This window comes from Reichenbachiella sp. MALMAid0571 (assembly GCF_040151475.1).
Lineage (GTDB): Bacteria > Bacteroidota > Bacteroidia > Cytophagales > Cyclobacteriaceae > CAXBNB01.
In genome coordinates this window covers 36,218-54,444 of sequence record NZ_JBDKWG010000130.1, presented here as the reverse complement: position 1 = coordinate 54,444, position 18,227 = coordinate 36,218, and the positions used below count along the sequence as shown (strand labels likewise).

The following is an 18,227-nucleotide window of genomic DNA, read 5'->3' as shown; positions in this document are numbered from 1 at the left end:
AGCTCGACGACCAATTATTTAAAACATTTATTTATTAGCAAACTAGAAATATTCAAAACAATCAAAATGAAGAAAACGATAATCAATTCAATACTGTTAACTGCGTCCTTGGTAGTACTTGTCTCATTTGTTGCTATGAAAGCGGCCAAGAAAGAAAAAGCTGGAGTGGGCGTGAAGGCTCCCAAGAAGGCAGAAGTGCTTTTTGATGGGTCAAGAGAAATGTTGGATGATAAGTGGACATATTGGGAGGGGCCAAGGTTTTCATCTGAGTTGCCTTTGAAGTGGAAAATCGTGAAAGATCCTGTTGATGGTGGATCGGCGGTCAACAGCAACGATCCAGCGGCAGCAGGAGGAAAATATGGAGCTGCGGATATGGTGACCAAAAAGAAATACAGGGATTTTAGGCTGCATGTAGTATTTCAGAAGATTTCCAATCGCTTTTCAATATTTATTTTTTATAAAAACTTAACTACCTACTGAAGCAGAAACCAACTTAGATTCTGTAAAGATTTTGATTTGCTGATCGCATTGATCCCGAAGTTTTAACAGTATCTCTTTGTATTTTGGATCTAGAGCTAAGTTGTTGGTTTCCAAAGGATCAACTTGCAAGTCATACAATTCTTCAGGTGTGGCAATGAACCTATACCTGAAATACTTCCATTTTTCAGTTCTGATAGCTTCACTGGATGGAATTTCATCCTTTTCCCAAAGGTGTTCGAATAGGATAGATTTTCTGATTTCGTTGTGCTTTCCGGTTGTCACATAGGGAAGTAAGCTAATTCCTTGGTATTCTTTGGGCGCTTGAATTCCTGCAAGGTCTAGGATTGTTTTGGTAACATCAATGTTGAGAACCATGTCATTTACATCATGATGATTTTCAACTCTGGGATCATAAATAATTAGAGGCACACGTAATGAGTTGTCGTGCATGAGCCATTTGCCAGCGAGTTGACGTTCACCGAGATAGTGGCCATTGTCACCCATTAAGATAATAACTGTATTATCGGCTATACCTTTGTCTTCCAACACTTTTCTAAGATCCCTGATTTCATCATCAATTTCTGAGATCATACGATAGTATCCTTTAATGCTGTGTTGGTATTTCTCAGGGGTATCATACCGCCAGTACCAGCGTACTCTGTTAAACCCTTCTTTTACCTCTTTTGGCAAATCGTTAAAATATTTATCATCACCTAAAGATGGAGGAGGAATAGTGATGTCAGCATAGAGGTTGTTTGATTTTTCCTGCCAGAAATATTGCTTTGGAGCACTATCATGAGCATGTGGTGCACTGAAACTCAGAGATAAGCAAAAAGGCTTGTCATTGGGTGCTGTTTCAATAAACTCCTGAGCCTGATGTCCTGTATATCGGGTCAAATGTACAGTATCTTTCCCAATGGTTTTGTAAAAATATCCTTTCCGGTTAGGGTATTTCCCATTTCGATCATAGATGTCAGCTTTGTCAAACAACTCCTTGGATTTACTGAATTTTACACCAAATTTCCCATAAAAACCAGTGTAATAGCCGTTTCTTTTCAGAATCTCAGGATAACAAATTTGTTTGTATGGCTCTTTTAGTTCTCCCTGTTGGAAAGTATAGTCATGTGTTCGTTCGTACAAGCCTGTTAATATGGAAGCCCTGCTTGCCGCACAAATAGGTGTGGTGACAAAGGCTTTTTTAAAATAAGTACCTTCTTTGGCCAACTTATCCATTTCAGGAGTATGAATAATGTCATTACCTGAATAACCCAAGGCATCCCACCGTTGGTCATCGGTTAAAATGAAAATAATATTGACTGGTTTTTTGGCATATTCAGATATACAACCGAAAAGTGTCAGTCCAATAAGATATATCAGATAATTGATTTTCATATAGGGGGTGAGTGTCAATTTATATTGTTTGAGTCCTTCACTCCGGTATTATAATAATATGCTTTATCAAGGTTTTCCAGTTTACTGATTGAGGTGAGAGCCTGATCGGTAATTTTAGTAAAAGACAAGTTGATGTATTCCAGGTTTTTGAGGTCTTTCAATTGGCTTACTCCTGCATCAGAAACGTCATTTCTATCGAGTCTCAATTTCATAAGATTGGGTAGTGAATTAATGATTTCAAGATAATCATCTTTAACCCCACTGTTTTTCAAATCCAACCAAACGATGTGATCTTTGGCTTTTTTGAGTGTTTCCAGTTGTTTTTTCGTTATTTGCCCACCGGATTTTACAGATACGTCCAGATAGTTCACTTTTTCAGCCAAAACTGAAACGGAGAAACCAGCTGATTTTATTTCTTCTATAGTTGAAGGGTCTATAGGATCTATTGGCTGATTCAGTATGGTCATGTATTTACCTATTCCCAGATATTTTTCAAACTGATCTTTAATTTTCGAATCTGCATTTAAGGCTACCAACGATGCTTTTGGTTTGGCTCCAGCATCTATCCACCATTCAATCATTTTTACCTGCTCTTTTGAAAGTGGGGTCTTTCCTTCGGGTGGCATAAAATCCTCGTCATCGTGAGCAAGAGTAATTCTTTTATATAACTCACTTGAAACGCTATTGCCAGCTACTATGGCTTTCCCGGATTCTCCACCTTTCATCAGGTCTTCATACGATGTAAGTAAGAGCTCACCTTTGAGTTTTTCCTCATTGTGACAACTGATACATCTGGCGTCTAAAATGGGCATCAGTACATCTTCAAATACCAGAGCAGAATCTATGTTGGTGATTTTTTTATAGACCCGTTCTACTTTTGGTGGAAGCCCTGCTATGGTACGCACTGCATTGGGCGCATATTGAAAAAGGTAAGTAGAACCATGGGTAAGATTGCCTCCAAAATGTCCGGTAAATGTGAGTAGTACCATTACAATAATAAACACTCCTCTTTGAACTTTGGCATTGGATATTTGGAATTTTCGGATGGCCAGTAGTGCAAAAGCTACTAGAGTCATACTGATACCAGCCCATTGATGTAAGAATACCGCATCATCATTGTAACCCCCACCTAATGACAGCATATATCCCATGATACATGCGCCCAAAGCACTGACTCCTCCTAGTAAAAGAGAGAAGTCAATGATGTTATCAGAGTTTTTGAATTGTTCGAGTTTGTTTACCAAATGAAGGATAAACCCAAGGATTAAAAAACCGATAGGTAAATGAACAATGAGGGGGTGAAACCTCCCTATAAATATGACAAAGTCGTTAGTTTCGTTTTCCAAAATATATAATTTATACTGATTAATACAATTTATTAAACTCCTTAGTCCATGCCTGAGCCATTAAATAAGCTCCTGCCATAGATGGATGCACACCATCAGGACACCATACTGAAGCAGGTGCTTTTTTCAATGCTTCATCGAACATTTTTTGATATCCTACAAACCCGGTATTGAATTCTTTTGCTAATTTGGCTGCAGCTTCCTGATAGGCAGGAAGTTCTTTTTCCCACCTGTCGGTAATGGCTTTTCCTCCCCATACTGCAAAAGGTTCGCAAATAATGATTTTTACATTTGGCAACTCTTTTTTTGTACGGGTAAGTAAGTCTCTGTAATCTTTCTCATACCTGTCAACAAGGCCGTCATACTTGCCATTGACCATGTGCCAGTAATCATTTATTCCGATCAATATGCTCAATACATCAGGTTTGAGGTTGATGGCATCTTCATCCCACCTTGCTGCCAGTTGATGAACCTTGTGGCCACTAATACCTTTATTGTAAATATTTAAACTACTACCGTAATTTTCAGCATACAACTGTGCGGCAGTCAGAAATACATAACCAAAACCAAAAGCCCTGGTCGAATTGGCTTCCATTATTTTTTTGTCACGGCCGGCATCTGTAATGGAATCTCCCTGAAATAAAACATTGATCCCATTGGGTACTTTCTTTGGAGCAGCTGACAATTCAGTAGAAGCAAAGGGAGTAGCAGCAATAGCCAGAGATGCCAGGGAGCCATTTCTTAGAAATTTTCTTCGGTTTTGATTCATAATTTAATCTTTACAATTGATAGTCTAAATAGTTTAGTGTGTTTTGCAGGAAGCTAAAATTAATGGTAAAAAGTGTTTCCTTTATCATTAGTTTTTGAAAAAGTTTGAATTATGCCAATATATCGTTTACTACCTGGCCATCCACGTCCGTAAGGCGGTACCTTCTTCCCTGATGTTTATAGATGAATTTTTCATGGTCAATTCCTAAAAGATGCATCATTGTTGCTTGAAAATCGTGCACATGAACTGGATCTTTCACAATATTATAACTGAAATCATCGGTTTCGCCGTAAGTTACACCCGGTTTGATTCCACCTCCTGCCATGAAAATACTGAAGCATCTTGGGTGGTGATCTCTGCCGTAATTTTCGATACTCATTTTACCCTGACAATAATTGGTTCTGCCAAATTCTCCTCCCCAGACTACCAGCGTGTCGTCCAATAAACCCCGTCGTTTGAGGTCTTTAATCAATGCTGCTGTTGGTTGATCTACATCATTGCATTGTTTCCCTAGCCCAATTGGTAAATTGTCATGCTGATCCCAGCCCATGTGGTAGAGTTGAATGAACCTTACATCTTTTTCAGCCATTCTTCTGGCCAAAATACAATTGGCAGCATAGGTTCCCGGAATCCTTGAATTTGATCCGTACAGCTCGAATATTTCATCCGGTTCTTTAGAAATATCCATGGTATCGGGGACGGAAGTCTGCATTCGGTAAGCCATTTCATATTGAGAGATTCTGGTCAATATTTCAGGATCATCATTTTCCTCGTATTTGGCTTGGTTAAGTGCAGCAATCTGATCCAGCATCCTTCTTCTCGTCAATTTATCAATTCCGGGAAGATCGTTGAGAAAAAGCACAGGGTCTGCTCCAGATCGGAATTGTACCCCTTGATGGAGGGATGGTAGAAAGCCATTTCCCCAAAGTCGGGAATACAGGGGTTGAGCATTTGGCCGTCCCGATCCTCGTGAGAGTAGTACACTAAAAGTCGGTAAATTGTTGTTAAGACTTCCCAAGCCATAGCTCAGCCATGAACCAATACTGGGTCTTCCGGGCTGCTGATGGCCTGTTTGGAAGAAAGATGTTGCAGGGCCATGGTTGATGGCTTCAGTGTGCATACTTCTGATGATGCATAACTCATCTGCAATTTCTCCAAGATGTGGCATGGCTTCACTCATCATTGCTCCGCTTTGACCTTTTTGCTGAAATTTAAAGTGCGATCCTGCCAAGGGAAAGGATGATTGTCCGGCAGTCATTCCTGTCAGTCTTTGACCCATTCTTACTGAGTCGGGCAGTTCTTTCCCAAACATCTTCGTAAGCAACGGTTTTGGATCAAAAAGTTCGATTTGAGACGGACCCCCACTTTGAAATAAATATATAACACGCTTTGCTTTGGGTGCGATGTGAGTAGTATCTAGTGCGCTTTTACTTTTTCCTGCTAAATTTTCTAATCTGGATATTGCTTTGGAACCACAACCTGGTATGATAGAAGCCAGTGCTGCTGCACCTAATCCCAAACTCGTTTTCGACAAAAAATCCCGTCGATTGAGGTTCATCCGATATTCATGAAGTTCGTCCATCTGCTTTATTCTTTTGTTATGGTTTCATCCAGATTTAAAATGGTGCTAAACGTAACAGTATGAGCAGCCAGCATTGGCTGGTTTAAACTTTCATCAATTGCATATTCACCAATATTGAGCAAACTAGCAATTAGTGTAGGGTTTTCCTTAAAGTTATTTAGACTTTCATTATATACTTTAGTGAGCATATTTATTTCCTTTTCTTTGGGCTTTCGGCCTGTGAGTTTTCGAAATGCTATAGAAATATTTTCTTCAGGAGCTTGGTTGGCTATTAATATATTTTGAGCCATCACTCTTGCAGCTTCCATATACTGTGGGTCATTTAACAATACCAATGCCTGTAATGGTGTATTGGTGCTTTGTCGGCTCACTATACATCTGTCGCGGGTGGCAGCATCGAATGTCAGCATCGAAGGGGGCGGAACCGTCCGTTTCCAGAAAGTATATACACTCCTTCGGTAAAGGTCTTCAGTTACATCCAGAACGTATTTTGCCAATGGACCACCTCCAACAGCTGTTACGCTACTCCACAGGTTTTCCGGTTGGTAAGGTCTTACCCCCGGCCCACCAACCTTGTTGTTGAGCAGACCACTGGCAGCCAATGCCTGATCCCGGATCATTTCACCTGACATTCTGTACCTAGACCCTCTGGCCAGATAAATATTTTCTGGATCAGTTTCTCTCTTTTGAGTGCTGGTTGCCGATAGCTGTTGGTAAGCAGAAGACATGACCATAAGTTTTATCATGGCTTTGGTATCCCATCCATTTTCCATAAATGTCGCTGCAAGCCAATCTAGTAACTCTGGATGGGAGGGAAGCTCTCCCTGATTTCCAAAATCTTCTACTGTTTTGACTATTCCTTTTCCGAACATGTATTGCCAGTAGCGATTTACCGCTACCCTTGATGTCAATGGATTTTTCGGGTCAATCAGCCATTGTGCCAATCCAAAACGATTTTTAGGAAGGGAATCACTAAAACTAAGAATAGATTCGGGTGTGTCAGGAATTACTTCTTCTCCTGGTGCATCATATGCACCACGCTTGAGAATGTGAGTTTTGTTGGGTTCCGGCATTTCTGCCATAGTCATTACGTTTAGGTCGTCTTCTTTGGGTATATCCAGACTTTTATATTTGACTGATTCCAGATTACGCAGGGCTATTTTGAATTTGCGGTCTTTGTGATATAGAAAATGATCGGCAACTAGTGATTTATTGCCTTCGGATAGGTCAGTAAATGTTTTTTGTAAAACGGCGTCTATTGGGTTGAATTGATAGACGGTTTGTACATTTTCATCATTCAGCTCCCCGTCATATAAGTATATTTCGTCGATACCTGAACCTGACAGGCCATTTGAACCAACTACCAAAGAAGCATTTTTGGTAATAAAATCCAGAGGTTGTTCTTTATCGCCAACAAATTCCATTGGTTCACCATCAATGAATAAACTGAAACCTTTCGTGAAACCCGATCCATCATAAGTCAGAACTATATGTACCCATTGCTGATCCGGGATTACTTCTTTGGAAACCAATTTGCTTCCGGCTTCTTTGCTCGATTTTTGGGTTTGAATATTTATGTATCGAAAATCCGTTTCTATGTGAATGCCTTTTTCTGATTTTTCATCAACTTTTGAGAATATCTTATTTCTGCTTAGGTAGTATTTGTTGTAATACCAGAATGAGATGGAAAAGGGTTGTTTCTCATTGATGTATTTCTGTTTTCCTAAATCAAAGTTGTATCCATTCTCAATAAATAGCCCGCCTGCATATTTTCCTGCCTTGGGTTCAATGAGTTTCTTAGGTGTTTGCTGCTTTTTTTTATCCGCAAAACCAAATGTAGAAGTGCTGTCGAGGTTATCGAATGAAAAATAATCTAACGGAGCGGGATTGAATGCTTTTTGATTTTCTTTATTGACTTCATAATTGTTAACCCATGAAATAAATTTGCTGTCGGTCAGGATTTCTTCTTTTCTGGTTTTTAATTTTTGGGTTTGGTTTTGCGTGATTTCTCTTAAGTAGTCTCTTAGTTTATCCAATTCTTCAACCGGATATTTTACTGATGGGCCTGGTGCTTGTCTGCTTCCACCTTTTTGATCCACACTGTTAAAAAAGCCATACAACTGGTAGTATTCTTTTTGAGAAATGGGATCGTATTTGTGGTCATGACATCTGGCACATTCCAGCGTGAGTCCCAAGACTGTAGCTCCCAAAGTATTGGTACGGTCGGCTACATATTCTACCCTAAACTCTTCTTTTACAATTCCGCCTTCCTGATTGATGCTGTGGTTTCTGTTAAATCCGGTAGCCAATTTTTGTTCATAGGTTGCATCAGGAAGTAAGTCTCCTGCCATTTGCCAGGTAAGAAATTCATCGAATGGTTTATTTTCATTGTATGCTTTGATCACCCACTCCCTCCAGGGCCACATAGATCTATAAAAGTCTATTTGGTATCCATGAGAGTCCGCATATCGTGAGATATCTAGCCATCGGGATGTCATACGTTCGGCATAAGCAACAGAATTCAATAATCTATCCACTATTTTTTCATAGGCGGTTTCACTTTCATCATTTAGAAAGTCATCAATTTCTTCAATGGTAGGAGGAAGCCCGGTGATATCAAAGGAGGCTCTTCTTATAAGTTTTTCCTTGGAAGCTTTTTCTTGTGGTTCAAGTCCAATGGATTCAAGTTTTGAAAGAATAAAATTGTCAATGGGATTAGAAACCCAGTCTTCCTTTTCTACTTTAGGAACAGCAGGTTTTTGTACAGGAATCAGCGACCAGTGTGGTTTATAGACAGCTCCTTGTTCTATCCATTTTGTGATCAATTTTCTTTCATAGTCATTCAGAGTTAAATTTGATTCGGGGGGAGGCATCATTTTTTCCTGATCAGTTGTTGTTATCCTTTTAACAACTTCACTTTGATCTGTTTTTCCCGGAACAATTGCATAGTACCCCGGGCTTTCTTCCAATTCGGCATAGGCACCCTCTTCATGATAGAGGGCAAGTCCTGCCTTCATTGCATTTTTATCAGGGCCGTGACAGGCGAAACACCTGTCAGATAGTATAGGTTTGATGTGAATATTGTAATCTACAACTTTAGGTATAGTATTGTTTACTCTTGTAGTGTTTTCCCTCTCATTGCTGCACGAACTCAAAACGAAAAGGACTGACAGAAACAATACTAAATATTTCATAGATCTAATTAAGCCAATATATCTTTTACTACATGACCATGAACATCCGTGAGTCGGTACCTCCTTCCTTGATGTTTGTAGGTAAGTTTCTCATGATCCACACCTAAAAGATGCATTAAGGTAGCTTGAAAATCGTGAACATGCACGGGATCTTTTACAATATTGTAACTAAAGTCATCGGTTTCACCATAGCTGATGCCGGGTTTTACTCCTCCACCAGCCATGAAAATACTGAAGCACTTTGGATGATGGTCTCTACCGTAATTTTCATGAGTCAATTTTCCCTGAGAGTAATTGGTTCTTCCAAATTCACCGCCCCAAACTACCAGTGTGTCGTCTAACAAACCACGTTGTTTCAAATCCATGATGAGCGCAGCAGTCGGCTGATCTACATCCCGGCATTGCTTGCCAATGGCATTTGGCAGGTCGCCATGCTGGTCCCATCCCATGTGGTACAACTGAATGAACCTTACGTCTTTTTCGGCCATTCTTCTGGCAAGAATACAATTGGCTGCATACGTACCGGGAGTTCTGGAATCCGGGCCATACATTTCGAATATTTCATCAGGTTCTTTTGAAATATCCATCGTTTCCGGGACAGAAGTTTGCATCCTATAAGCCATCTCATATTGGGAAATACGTGTCTGTATTTCCGGATCTCCGGTTTTATCAAATTTAGCCTGATTCAATTCGGCTATTTTGTCAAGCATCTGTCTTCTGGCTTGTTTGGAAATACCGGGTAAATCATTGAGGTACAAAACAGGGTCTGCTCCAGATCGAAATTCCACTCCCTGGTGCAGAGAGGGTAAGAACCCATTCCCCCATAACCTGGAATATAAGGGTTGGGCATTGGGCCTTCCGGATCCTCTTGATAACAGTACACTAAAAGTAGGAAGGTTATTGTTCAAGCTTCCCAATCCATAGCTGAACCAAGAGCCCATACATGGCCTGCCAGCTTGTTGGTGTCCGGTCTGAAAGAATGTAATGGCCGGATCGTGATTGATGGCTTCAGTATGCATGCTTTTGATAATGCACAATTCATCTGATATTTTGCCAATATGTGGCAGGGCTTCACTCATCCATGCACCACTTTGTCCTTTTTGTTCAAAATTGAAATAAGATCCTGCCAGTGGAAAAGATGATTGCCCGGCTGTCATTCCTGTGAGTCGTTGACCGTTTCTTACTGATGCCGGCAGTTCTTCACCAAACATTTTTTTCAGTACAGGCTTTGGGTCAAAAAGCTCTATTTGTGATGGGCCTCCACTTTGGAATAAATAAATGACACGTTTTGCTTTCGGAGCAAAATGAGTTACATCCAGCGCATTTTTACTCTCGCCCGCAAGGCTTTCTAATCCTGATATGGCTTTTGTACCACATCCGGGAATGATAGAAGCAAGTGCCGCAGCACCCAGACCCAGGCTTGTTTTCGACAGAAACTCACGTCGGTTTAGGTTCATCCTATATTCATGTAGTTCATCCATAAGATTTATTCTTTTGAAATGGTTTCGTCTAGGTTTAAAATGGCACTAATCGTATAAGTATGAGCAGCGAGTAGTTTCTCATCCAGACTTTCATCTATAGGATAGTCTCCTATTTCAATCAACTCTGAAATCAATGCCGGATTTTTATTAAATGAATCTAAGCCATCATTGAAGACCTCCATTAATGTATTTAACTCGTTTTCATCAGGTTTTCTTCCTGTTAGTTTCCTGTAAGCGGTAGTAATGTTACTTTCGATTGGTTGTTTGTCAGTCAATAAGTTTTGAGCCATTACTCTTGCGGCTTCCATGTACTGTGGGTCGTTTAACAGTACTAGGGCTTGTAATGGTGTGTTGGTGCTTTGTCGATTGACGATGCATCTGTCTCTGGTTGCAGCATCAAACGTAAGCATGGATGGAGGAGGAACAGTTCGTTTCCAAAAAGTATATAGGCTTCTTCGGTACAGGTCTTCACTTACATCCAACACAAATTTGGCAAGTGGGCCTGATCCACCTCCTGTAATGGCACTCCACAGATTGTCAGGTTGGTATGGCCTTACACTTGGCCCTCCAACTTTGGTGTTCAATAGCCCACTGGCAGCTAATGCCTGATCACGCATCATCTCCACAGTCATTCTGTATCGAGGACCTCTGGCCAGGTAGATGTTTTCCGAATCCGCTTTCCTTTTTTCATCGCTCACTTGAGAGCTTTGTTGATAGGTGGATGACATTACCATCATTTTTATCATGTCTTTGGTATTCCATCCGTTTTCCATGAAATGGCTTGCCAGCCAATCCAGTAGTTCAGGATGGGAGGGAAGAGAGCCCTGATTGCCAAAGTCATCAACAGTTTTCACTATGCCTCTTCCAAAAATATATTGCCAATAGCGGTTTACGGCTACCCTAGAGGGTAGCGGGTTTTTAGGATCTACAAGCCATTTTGCCAGCCCCAAACGATTTTTGGGTAATGAATCGCTAAATGACATTATCGACTCTGGGGTTCCTGGTAAGACTTCTTCACCGGGGGCATCATAAGCTCCCCTGTTGAGGATGTAGGTTTTGTTTGGTTCAGGCAAATCTGCCATGACCATGGTTTTTACGTCACCTTCATCGGGTACGTCAAGTTTTTTATACCTTACGGATTTCAGGTTTCTTAGCGCAATTTGAAATTCCCGGTCTTTGTGATACAGAAAATGATCGGTGATTAGGTTTTTGTCTTCTTCTTTAAGTTGGGTAAATTCTTTTTGTATTAATGCGTCAATAGGATTAAAATTGACCACAGACAGAATTTCTTCTTGATTGAGTTCTTTGTCAAAAAGAAAAATTTCATCAATTCCTGAACCCGATAGCCCATAGGGAGTAGCGATTTTCAATAGAGCATTGGCTGACACATGAGGAAATGCTTGTTCCTTGTCTCCGTTCAGTTTCATCGGCTCTCCATTTACGTAAAGCGTAAATCCGTTCAAAGAACCTGAAGCATCATAGGCAACCGTAAGATGAGTCCACTTGCCATCCGGAATGAGCTTGTCTGAGATTAACCTTTCACCGGAATTTTTATCGGATATAGGTGTCATTATGTGGATGTAACCGGAATGAGTTTCGATTTTTATTCCACTTTTGGACTGCTCGTCAATTTTGGAAAGAATTGTTTTTCCGTTTTTGAATTTATTGAAAAACCAGAACGAGATCGTAAAAGGCTGACTTTCGTCGATGAATTTGCTTTCGCCTAAATCGTAGTTTTGTCCCCGGGTAATAAAAAGTCCTTTTCCATACTTTCCTGTATTTGGTCGTATGATTTCAAGTTGTTTTTCTTTGTTATTTATATTCCATTCATCAGGATTAGACGAGTCGTCAAGATTGTCAAAAGGAAAATATGATACAGGGGCAGTGCTCAGGGAATGTGCGTTCTTTTTTTCAGGAGTATAACTGTTTATCCAGGTCTTAATTTTTTCGTCTTTTAGTGGATTATTATAAACTTCTTGTTTGCGCTCAAAAATAGTCTTGGTTTGCTTGTTGTTTATCTCTGTTAAGTATGCCCTTAATTCGTTCAGTTTTTCTTCCGGATATTTTACAGATGGGCCGGGAGCAGCACCCATCAACCTGCCTTTCCCTTCATCAGGTACACTGTTGAAGAAGCCATATAATTCATAGTAGTTTTTTTGTGATATGGGGTCATATTTATGGTCGTGGCATCTGGCGCATTCTACTGTGAGCCCTAAAACTGCTGTGCCTAAAGTATTTGCTCTGTCGGCAACATATTCTACTTTAAATTCCTCTTCTATAATACCGCCTTCCTGATTGATGCTGTGATTCCTGTTAAAACCTGTGGCTAATTTTTGCTCGTACGTAGCGTCTGGCAGAAGGTCTCCTGCCATTTGCCAGGTTAGGAATTCATCAAATGGTTTGTTTTCATTGTAAGCTTTGATCACCCATTCTCTCCAGGCCCACATGCTTCTGTAGAAATCATCCTGATAGCCATGTGAATCCGCATATCGTGAGATGTCGAGCCATCTGGATGCCATGTGCTCAGCATAGGCAACAGAACCTAAAAGTCTGTCCACGACCTTTTCATAGGCATTTTCGCTTTCATCATTTAGAAAGTCATCAATTTCTTCGATGGTAGGAGGAAGGCCTGTAATGTCGAATGAGGCTCTTCTGATGAGTTTTTCTTTTGTAGCCTTTTCTTCAGGTTTAAGTCCCAGAGATTCTAATTTTGATAAAATAAAGTTGTCGATAGGGTTAGAGACCCAAACTTTATTTTTTATCTCAGGTATTTCTGGTTTTTCAACCGAGATCAAAGACCAGTGTGGTTTATATACTGCCCCCTGTTCTATCCATTTCACAATGAGTTGACATTCGTAATCATTGAGTTTTAAATTTGACTCGACTGGAGGCATCATTTCCTCTTCGTCTTTTGACATTATTCTTTTGACCACTTCACTGCGATCCACTTTTCCTTGTACAATAGCAAAGTGACCGGGGTTTTCTTTTAATTCTGCGTATGCCTTTTCCGGGGTATGAAGAGCTAGTCCTGCTTTTTGGCTGGCTTTGTCAGGACCGTGACAGGCAAAACACCTATCGGATAGTATGGGTTTGATATGAATATTATAATCTACAACTTCAGGTATAGTATTATTTATTTTTGTAATATTTTTCTTCTCATTATTGCATGAGCTTAAAAAAAGGACTGATAAGAATAATACTACATTTTTCATAGATATAATTAAGCTAATATGTCTTTTACCACATGACCATGAACATCCGTAAGTCGATACCTTCTTCCCTGATGCTTATATGTTAGTCGTTCATGATCCATGCCCATTTGATGCAATATGGTGGCTTGAAAATCATGAACGTGCACTGGATCTTTTACAATGTTATAACTGAAGTCATCGGTTTCGCCGTACGACATTCCCGGTTTGATTCCTCCACCAGCCATCCAAACTGTAAAGCATCTCGGATGATGATCTCGTCCGTAATTGGTGTCAGTTAATTTTCCCTGACTAAAGTTTGTTCTTCCAAACTCTCCACCCCAAATAACAAGTGTATCTTCTAAAAGTCCCCTTCTTTTCAAATCTGTAACCAATGCTGCTGAGGCTTTATCTGTATCGGCGCATTGTAAGCGGATGTCTCGGGGTAAGTTAGAATGTTGATCCCATCCCAAATGATACAATTGTACAAATTTCACATCTCTTTCTGCCAACCTTCTGGCCAAAAGGCAATTGGCGGCATAAGTGCCGGGTTTTCTGGCATCCTCTCCATACAATTCAAACACCTCATCCGGTTCACTGGATAAATCTGTTGCTTCAGGTACAGATGTTTGCATCTTATAAGCCATTTCATATTGAGATATCCTTGACTGAATTTCAGGATCACCAAAATCACTCATTCGTATCTGGTTCATTTTAGCCAAAACATCCAGGACTTGTCGTCGGGATGAAGAGGTAATGCCCGATGGATTTTGCAAATACAGAACCGGATCTTTTCCTGATCGAAATTGCACCCCCTGATGCAGGGATGCAAGGAACCCATTACCCCAAAGTCGGGAGTAAATAGGTTGTGGGCGCTGAGCACCTCTTGATAAGAGTACGCTGAATGTTGGTAAATTTTCATTCATGCTACCCAAACCATAGCTCAACCATGATCCCATGCTGGGCCTGCCTGCTTGTTGCGATCCTGTTTGGAAGAAAGTAATTGCCGGATCATGATTGATCGCTTCGGTATGCATTGACTTGATGAAGCAAAGGTCATCTACCACTTTGGCTGTGTGTGGCATGAGTTCGCTGACCCAGGCACCACTTTGTCCATGTTGTTTGAAATCAAAAATGGCAGGAGCAAGAGGAAAAGAAGATTGGCCTGAGGTCATACCTGTTAACCGTTGGCCTTGCCTGACAGAATCGGGGAGGTCTTCACCCCGCATTTTCATCAGTAAAGGTTTGTAGTCAAACAAGTCGATTTGGGATGGGCCACCACTTTGGAAAAGATATATGATTCTTTTTGCTTTTGGGGCAAAATGAGGAGCACTAAATAACTTATTGTCGCTATCCTGATTGGATCGATTTCCTGAAGAATTGCAGCCAAGCAAAGAACCCAGAGCCAGACTGCCGATTCCAAGACTGGATTTTGACAGGAAATGTCGGCGATTTATTTTATGCAAATGTTCTGAATAGTTGTCACTCATGATTTCTATTAGTTTATTCAGTTTTTATGAATGTTTTGCTTCGTCCAGATTGAGTATAGTACTTACGACAATGGTCAATGCTGCTAATTTGCTTTGATCTATTCCCTGGTCAATGGCAGATTCACCTATTTTCAAAACATCCGTTTTACTGCTGTCGTCTTCTTTAAATCTTTGTAATTCTGATTGGTACACCTCCATTAGCAATTTTTCTTCTTCAGACGAAGGATTTCTTGATACCAGACTTTTGAAAGCATTCTCAATCCAGACTGTTGGATTGTCTTCTTTTGTTTCAATCAGCCTTTCTGACAGAACCCGGGATGCCTCTATATACTGAGGGTCATTGAGTAATACCAGAGATTGTAATGGGGTACTGGTAGTTTGTCTTTTTACAGTGCACATTGCCCGCTCTGAAGCATCAAACGTAAGCATGGAAGGTACTGGAATAGTTCGTTTCCAATAGGTATATATACTCCTACGGTAGAGGTCTGCACTGTGTCCTTGCCTGTATTTATTTTCACCAATTTGATTGGCCAATTCTTTCCATATTCCTGCAGGTTGATATGGTTTCACCCATTTCCCTCCGATTTTTCGATTGAGCAGGCCACTGGAAGCCAGTGCCTGATCCCTAATCATTTCTGCTGTTAGTTTTTTATAAGGACCTCTGGCGAGGTAAGTATTTTCAGAATCAAGTTTGTGTTTTTTTGAATCTATAGTGGAAGATTGACGGTATGTTGCAGACATTACCATCAGTTTTACCAACTTTTTAATATCCCAGTTATTGTGTCTGAACTCTATTGCAAGCCAATCAAGCAATTCAGGATGTGAAGGTAACGCACCTTGATTTCCAAAATCTTCTGGAGTGGATACCAATCCTTTGCCAAATAGCATTTGCCAATACCTGTTTACTATTACCCGTCCAGTCAATGGGTTTTGTTCATCAAATAACCACATTGCCAACCCAAGTCTGTTTTGTGGCAGGTTTTCGGAGAATTTCAAAACCATTTCCGGTGTTCCCCGATTCACCCTTTCTCCATGAGCACTATAGACACCTCTGGCAAGTATGTAGGCAGGTTTTATACTATCCAGTTCTTCCATTACCATTACATTAGGAATGGTAATGTCAATAGCCCTTAAGCTATCCAGTTTTTTTTGCAATACTGTAAAGTCCTGATTTTCTCTTTTTATATAAGTTTCATAGACAACTTGCTGATCATATTTTGGTTGCTGGTCATACAAATATTTAACTTCGAGTGGACTCAGCTCTCGACTATATATTGATATCTCGTCGATAGCTCCGTCAAAGCCTCCCATATTGCTGTAGTTTGCAGCACGGATCATCCAGTTACCAACAGTGACTTGAGTGCCAACCAGGATACTACCTGCTTTCAGATTGTCTGAAAGGATTTCCACTTCTTGTTTTTTCCCGTTTACAAAAAGGGCTGTTCCTGATGCTTTTCCAGAGCCATCATAGGTTCCATATACATTTACCCATTCGTCTTTTGGTATTTGTATTTTGGTTTTAATTTCAATGAGTTCATCCAGCTTGTGTACAATTTGTAACCTGAGGGTATTGTCTTTTCCTAAATAGAGGCCATAGCCAGATCTGTTGTGTTCACCATTTCTTCTGGATAATATACCAGCAGAGTATTCAGGTGTATTTGAATACTTGATCCAACCACCTAATGAAAAATCTTCATGATATTCAAAGTCACCAACATCCCCAATGGTCAGTGTGTTGGTTCCATCAAATTTTAGTGCTTTGTCAAACTTTCCTTCCACCAGAGATGGTATGGTAGTTTCGGCAGGTAATTTGAAGTTGAGTGATCCGGAAAACTCTTTGGTAACCTCATCCTGCATGCTTTTGGCCTCTTGAAAATCCAGGGAGAATTTGGCTTCTAAACCCAGTTGTTCAAGTTTTTTCCATTCCTGACTTTCATACCACTGTTTGAGTGTTTCTTCTGCTACTTCAGGTTTAAAGTTTTGTTGCTTTTGTTCTAAGTCATTGAGCATACTTTTGATCTGTGCTATTTCATTTTCAAACTCAATGTTTTCATATTCAATATGAGGTGCCGGAGCAAGGTCGCTGTAGCTAATTTGCCCTCTTTCTTTGTTGTTGTTGAAAAAGGCGAAAAGTTGGTAGAATTCTTTTTGAGAAATGGGGTCATACTTATGGTCGTGGCATCTTGCACATTGTACAGTGAGCCCAATAAAAGCTGTTCCGAAAGTTTGCACCCGATCTGCAGCATATTCGGTAAGGTATTCTTCTTCAATCACTCCGCCCTCTTGTGTGATGGCGTGATTTCTATTAAATCCGGAAGCAAGTTTTTGCTCATAAGTAGCATCTGGTAGCAGATCTCCTGCCAATTGCCAGGTTACAAAGTCATCATAAGGCATGTTTTTGTTGTAGGCACTGATTACCCAGTCTCTCCATGGCCACATTGTTCTTGGCCTGTCATCCTGATATCCATGAGAATCAGCGTAACGCGACACATCTAACCACTCGCTGGCCATTCGTTCTCCATAATGTGGAGAAGCCAGCAGACGATCAACTACTTTTTCATAAGCTTCAGGAGAATCATCTTGGATAAAATTATTGATTTCTTCCAGTTTGGGTGATAACCCTATTAGGTCGAAAGTTACACGCCTGATCAGTTGTTCCTTGCCAGCTTCAGGTGAAGGTTTTAATCCTATAGTTTCGAGTTTTTTTGCAATAAATTGATCAATCTCATTATTTGCCCATTCCTGATTTGCATTGGGGATATTTACCTTTTCAGGCTTGGAAAAAGCCCAGTGAGGTTTGTATTCAGCACCTTGTTCAATCCATTTTTTCAGAACTTTGATTTCATACTCTGTTAACAATAAATTGCTTTCAGGAGGAGGCATCATTGCTTCCGGATCTTTAGATGTTATTTTGGCATAAACCACGCTTTTGGACAGGTCGCCGGGAACAATTGGGTGATCACCGGATTCCAGAATGGTTTCGAAAGCTCCCTCCGGGGTGTCCAACCTCAAATCACCTTTTTGAGTAGCTAAGTCAGGACCATGGCAGGCAAAACATTTGTCCGAGAGGATCGGTTTTACATGGTAGTTGAAATCTATGACTTGTGGTATTTTTTGGTTTGAAGTAGCTGATGAATTGCTACCCTTATCGTTTGAGCATGAAGTGAATAATGTTATTAAAGAGACAATAAATGTTAAATTTAAAAATAGAGATTTGAGCATTCGCTTAAATAATAATTGATGTTATACAAATTAATCATATAGCCCCTATTACCAGATGGATATATTGTTCAAAACATTGGATA

At 40.3% G+C, this 18,227-nt stretch carries 10 protein-coding genes; 1 reads left to right on the top strand and 9 read right to left on the bottom strand.

Annotated features, from left to right (window positions below; genetic code table 11):
* The first annotated feature begins 66 nt into the window (after positions 1-66).
* Positions 67-480 (top strand): hypothetical protein, encoded by a 414-nt coding sequence (locus tag AAOP42_RS11615; protein WP_349528682.1) that lies wholly within the window; start codon positions 67-69, stop codon positions 478-480.
* Here the strand turns inward: AAOP42_RS11615 and AAOP42_RS11610 are convergent.
* The 9 genes from AAOP42_RS11610 to AAOP42_RS11570 form a co-directional block, all read right to left on the bottom strand.
* Complete coding sequence (locus AAOP42_RS11610) at positions 466-1,872, bottom strand: sulfatase family protein (protein ID WP_349528681.1); 1,407 nt, start codon at positions 1,870-1,872, stop codon at positions 466-468. The two genes, AAOP42_RS11615 and AAOP42_RS11610, sit on opposite strands and share 15 nt — an antisense overlap.
* A 14-nt stretch (positions 1,873-1,886) precedes the next feature.
* Complete coding sequence (locus AAOP42_RS11605; protein WP_349528680.1) at positions 1,887-3,218, bottom strand: c-type cytochrome domain-containing protein; 1,332 nt, start codon at positions 3,216-3,218, stop codon at positions 1,887-1,889.
* 19 nt (positions 3,219-3,237) lie between these two features.
* A complete protein-coding gene (locus AAOP42_RS11600) occupies positions 3,238-3,987 on the bottom strand; it encodes an SGNH/GDSL hydrolase family protein (RefSeq protein ID WP_349528679.1) in 750 nt (249 codons plus the stop codon).
* A gap of 109 nt (positions 3,988-4,096) precedes the next feature.
* A complete protein-coding gene (locus AAOP42_RS11595) occupies positions 4,097-5,569 on the bottom strand; it encodes a DUF1501 domain-containing protein (RefSeq protein WP_349528678.1) in 1,473 nt (490 codons plus the stop codon).
* Between the two features lie 5 nt (positions 5,570-5,574).
* Positions 5,575-8,763: a DUF1553 domain-containing protein gene (locus AAOP42_RS11590; protein ID WP_349528677.1), complete on the bottom strand. Its 3,189-nt coding sequence runs from the start codon at positions 8,761-8,763 to the stop codon at positions 5,575-5,577.
* 8 nt (positions 8,764-8,771) lie between these two features.
* Positions 8,772-10,244 (bottom strand): DUF1501 domain-containing protein, encoded by a 1,473-nt coding sequence (locus AAOP42_RS11585; RefSeq protein WP_349528676.1) that lies wholly within the window; start codon positions 10,242-10,244, stop codon positions 8,772-8,774.
* Positions 10,245-10,249: 5 nt separating this feature from the next.
* The gene (locus AAOP42_RS11580; protein WP_349528675.1) at positions 10,250-13,456 is read right to left on the bottom strand and encodes a DUF1553 domain-containing protein; all 3,207 of its coding nucleotides are present in this window, start codon (positions 13,454-13,456) and stop codon (positions 10,250-10,252) included.
* A gap of 8 nt (positions 13,457-13,464) precedes the next feature.
* Positions 13,465-14,922: a DUF1501 domain-containing protein gene (locus AAOP42_RS11575; RefSeq protein ID WP_349528674.1), complete on the bottom strand. Its 1,458-nt coding sequence runs from the start codon at positions 14,920-14,922 to the stop codon at positions 13,465-13,467.
* A 24-nt stretch (positions 14,923-14,946) separates the two neighbouring features.
* Positions 14,947-18,144, bottom strand: a complete 3,198-nt coding sequence (locus AAOP42_RS11570) for a DUF1553 domain-containing protein (RefSeq protein WP_349528673.1) — start codon at positions 18,142-18,144, stop codon at positions 14,947-14,949.
* Positions 18,145-18,227: the final 83 nt, after the last annotated feature.

Coding starts and splice junctions, on each gene's coding strand:
- AAOP42_RS11615 (WP_349528682.1), top strand. CDS start 67: ATGAAGAAAACGATAATCAATTCAATACTGTTAACTGCGTCCTTGGTA.
- AAOP42_RS11610 (WP_349528681.1), bottom strand. CDS start 1,872: ATGAAAATCAATTATCTGATATATCTTATTGGACTGACACTTTTCGGT.
- AAOP42_RS11600 (WP_349528679.1), bottom strand. CDS start 3,987: ATGAATCAAAACCGAAGAAAATTTCTAAGAAATGGCTCCCTGGCATCT.
- AAOP42_RS11595 (WP_349528678.1), bottom strand. CDS start 5,569: ATGGACGAACTTCATGAATATCGGATGAACCTCAATCGACGGGATTTT.
- AAOP42_RS11590 (WP_349528677.1), bottom strand. CDS start 8,763: ATGAAATATTTAGTATTGTTTCTGTCAGTCCTTTTCGTTTTGAGTTCG.
- AAOP42_RS11585 (WP_349528676.1), bottom strand. CDS start 10,244: ATGGATGAACTACATGAATATAGGATGAACCTAAACCGACGTGAGTTT.
- AAOP42_RS11580 (WP_349528675.1), bottom strand. CDS start 13,456: ATGAAAAATGTAGTATTATTCTTATCAGTCCTTTTTTTAAGCTCATGC.
- AAOP42_RS11575 (WP_349528674.1), bottom strand. CDS start 14,922: ATGAGTGACAACTATTCAGAACATTTGCATAAAATAAATCGCCGACAT.
- AAOP42_RS11570 (WP_349528673.1), bottom strand. CDS start 18,144: ATGCTCAAATCTCTATTTTTAAATTTAACATTTATTGTCTCTTTAATA.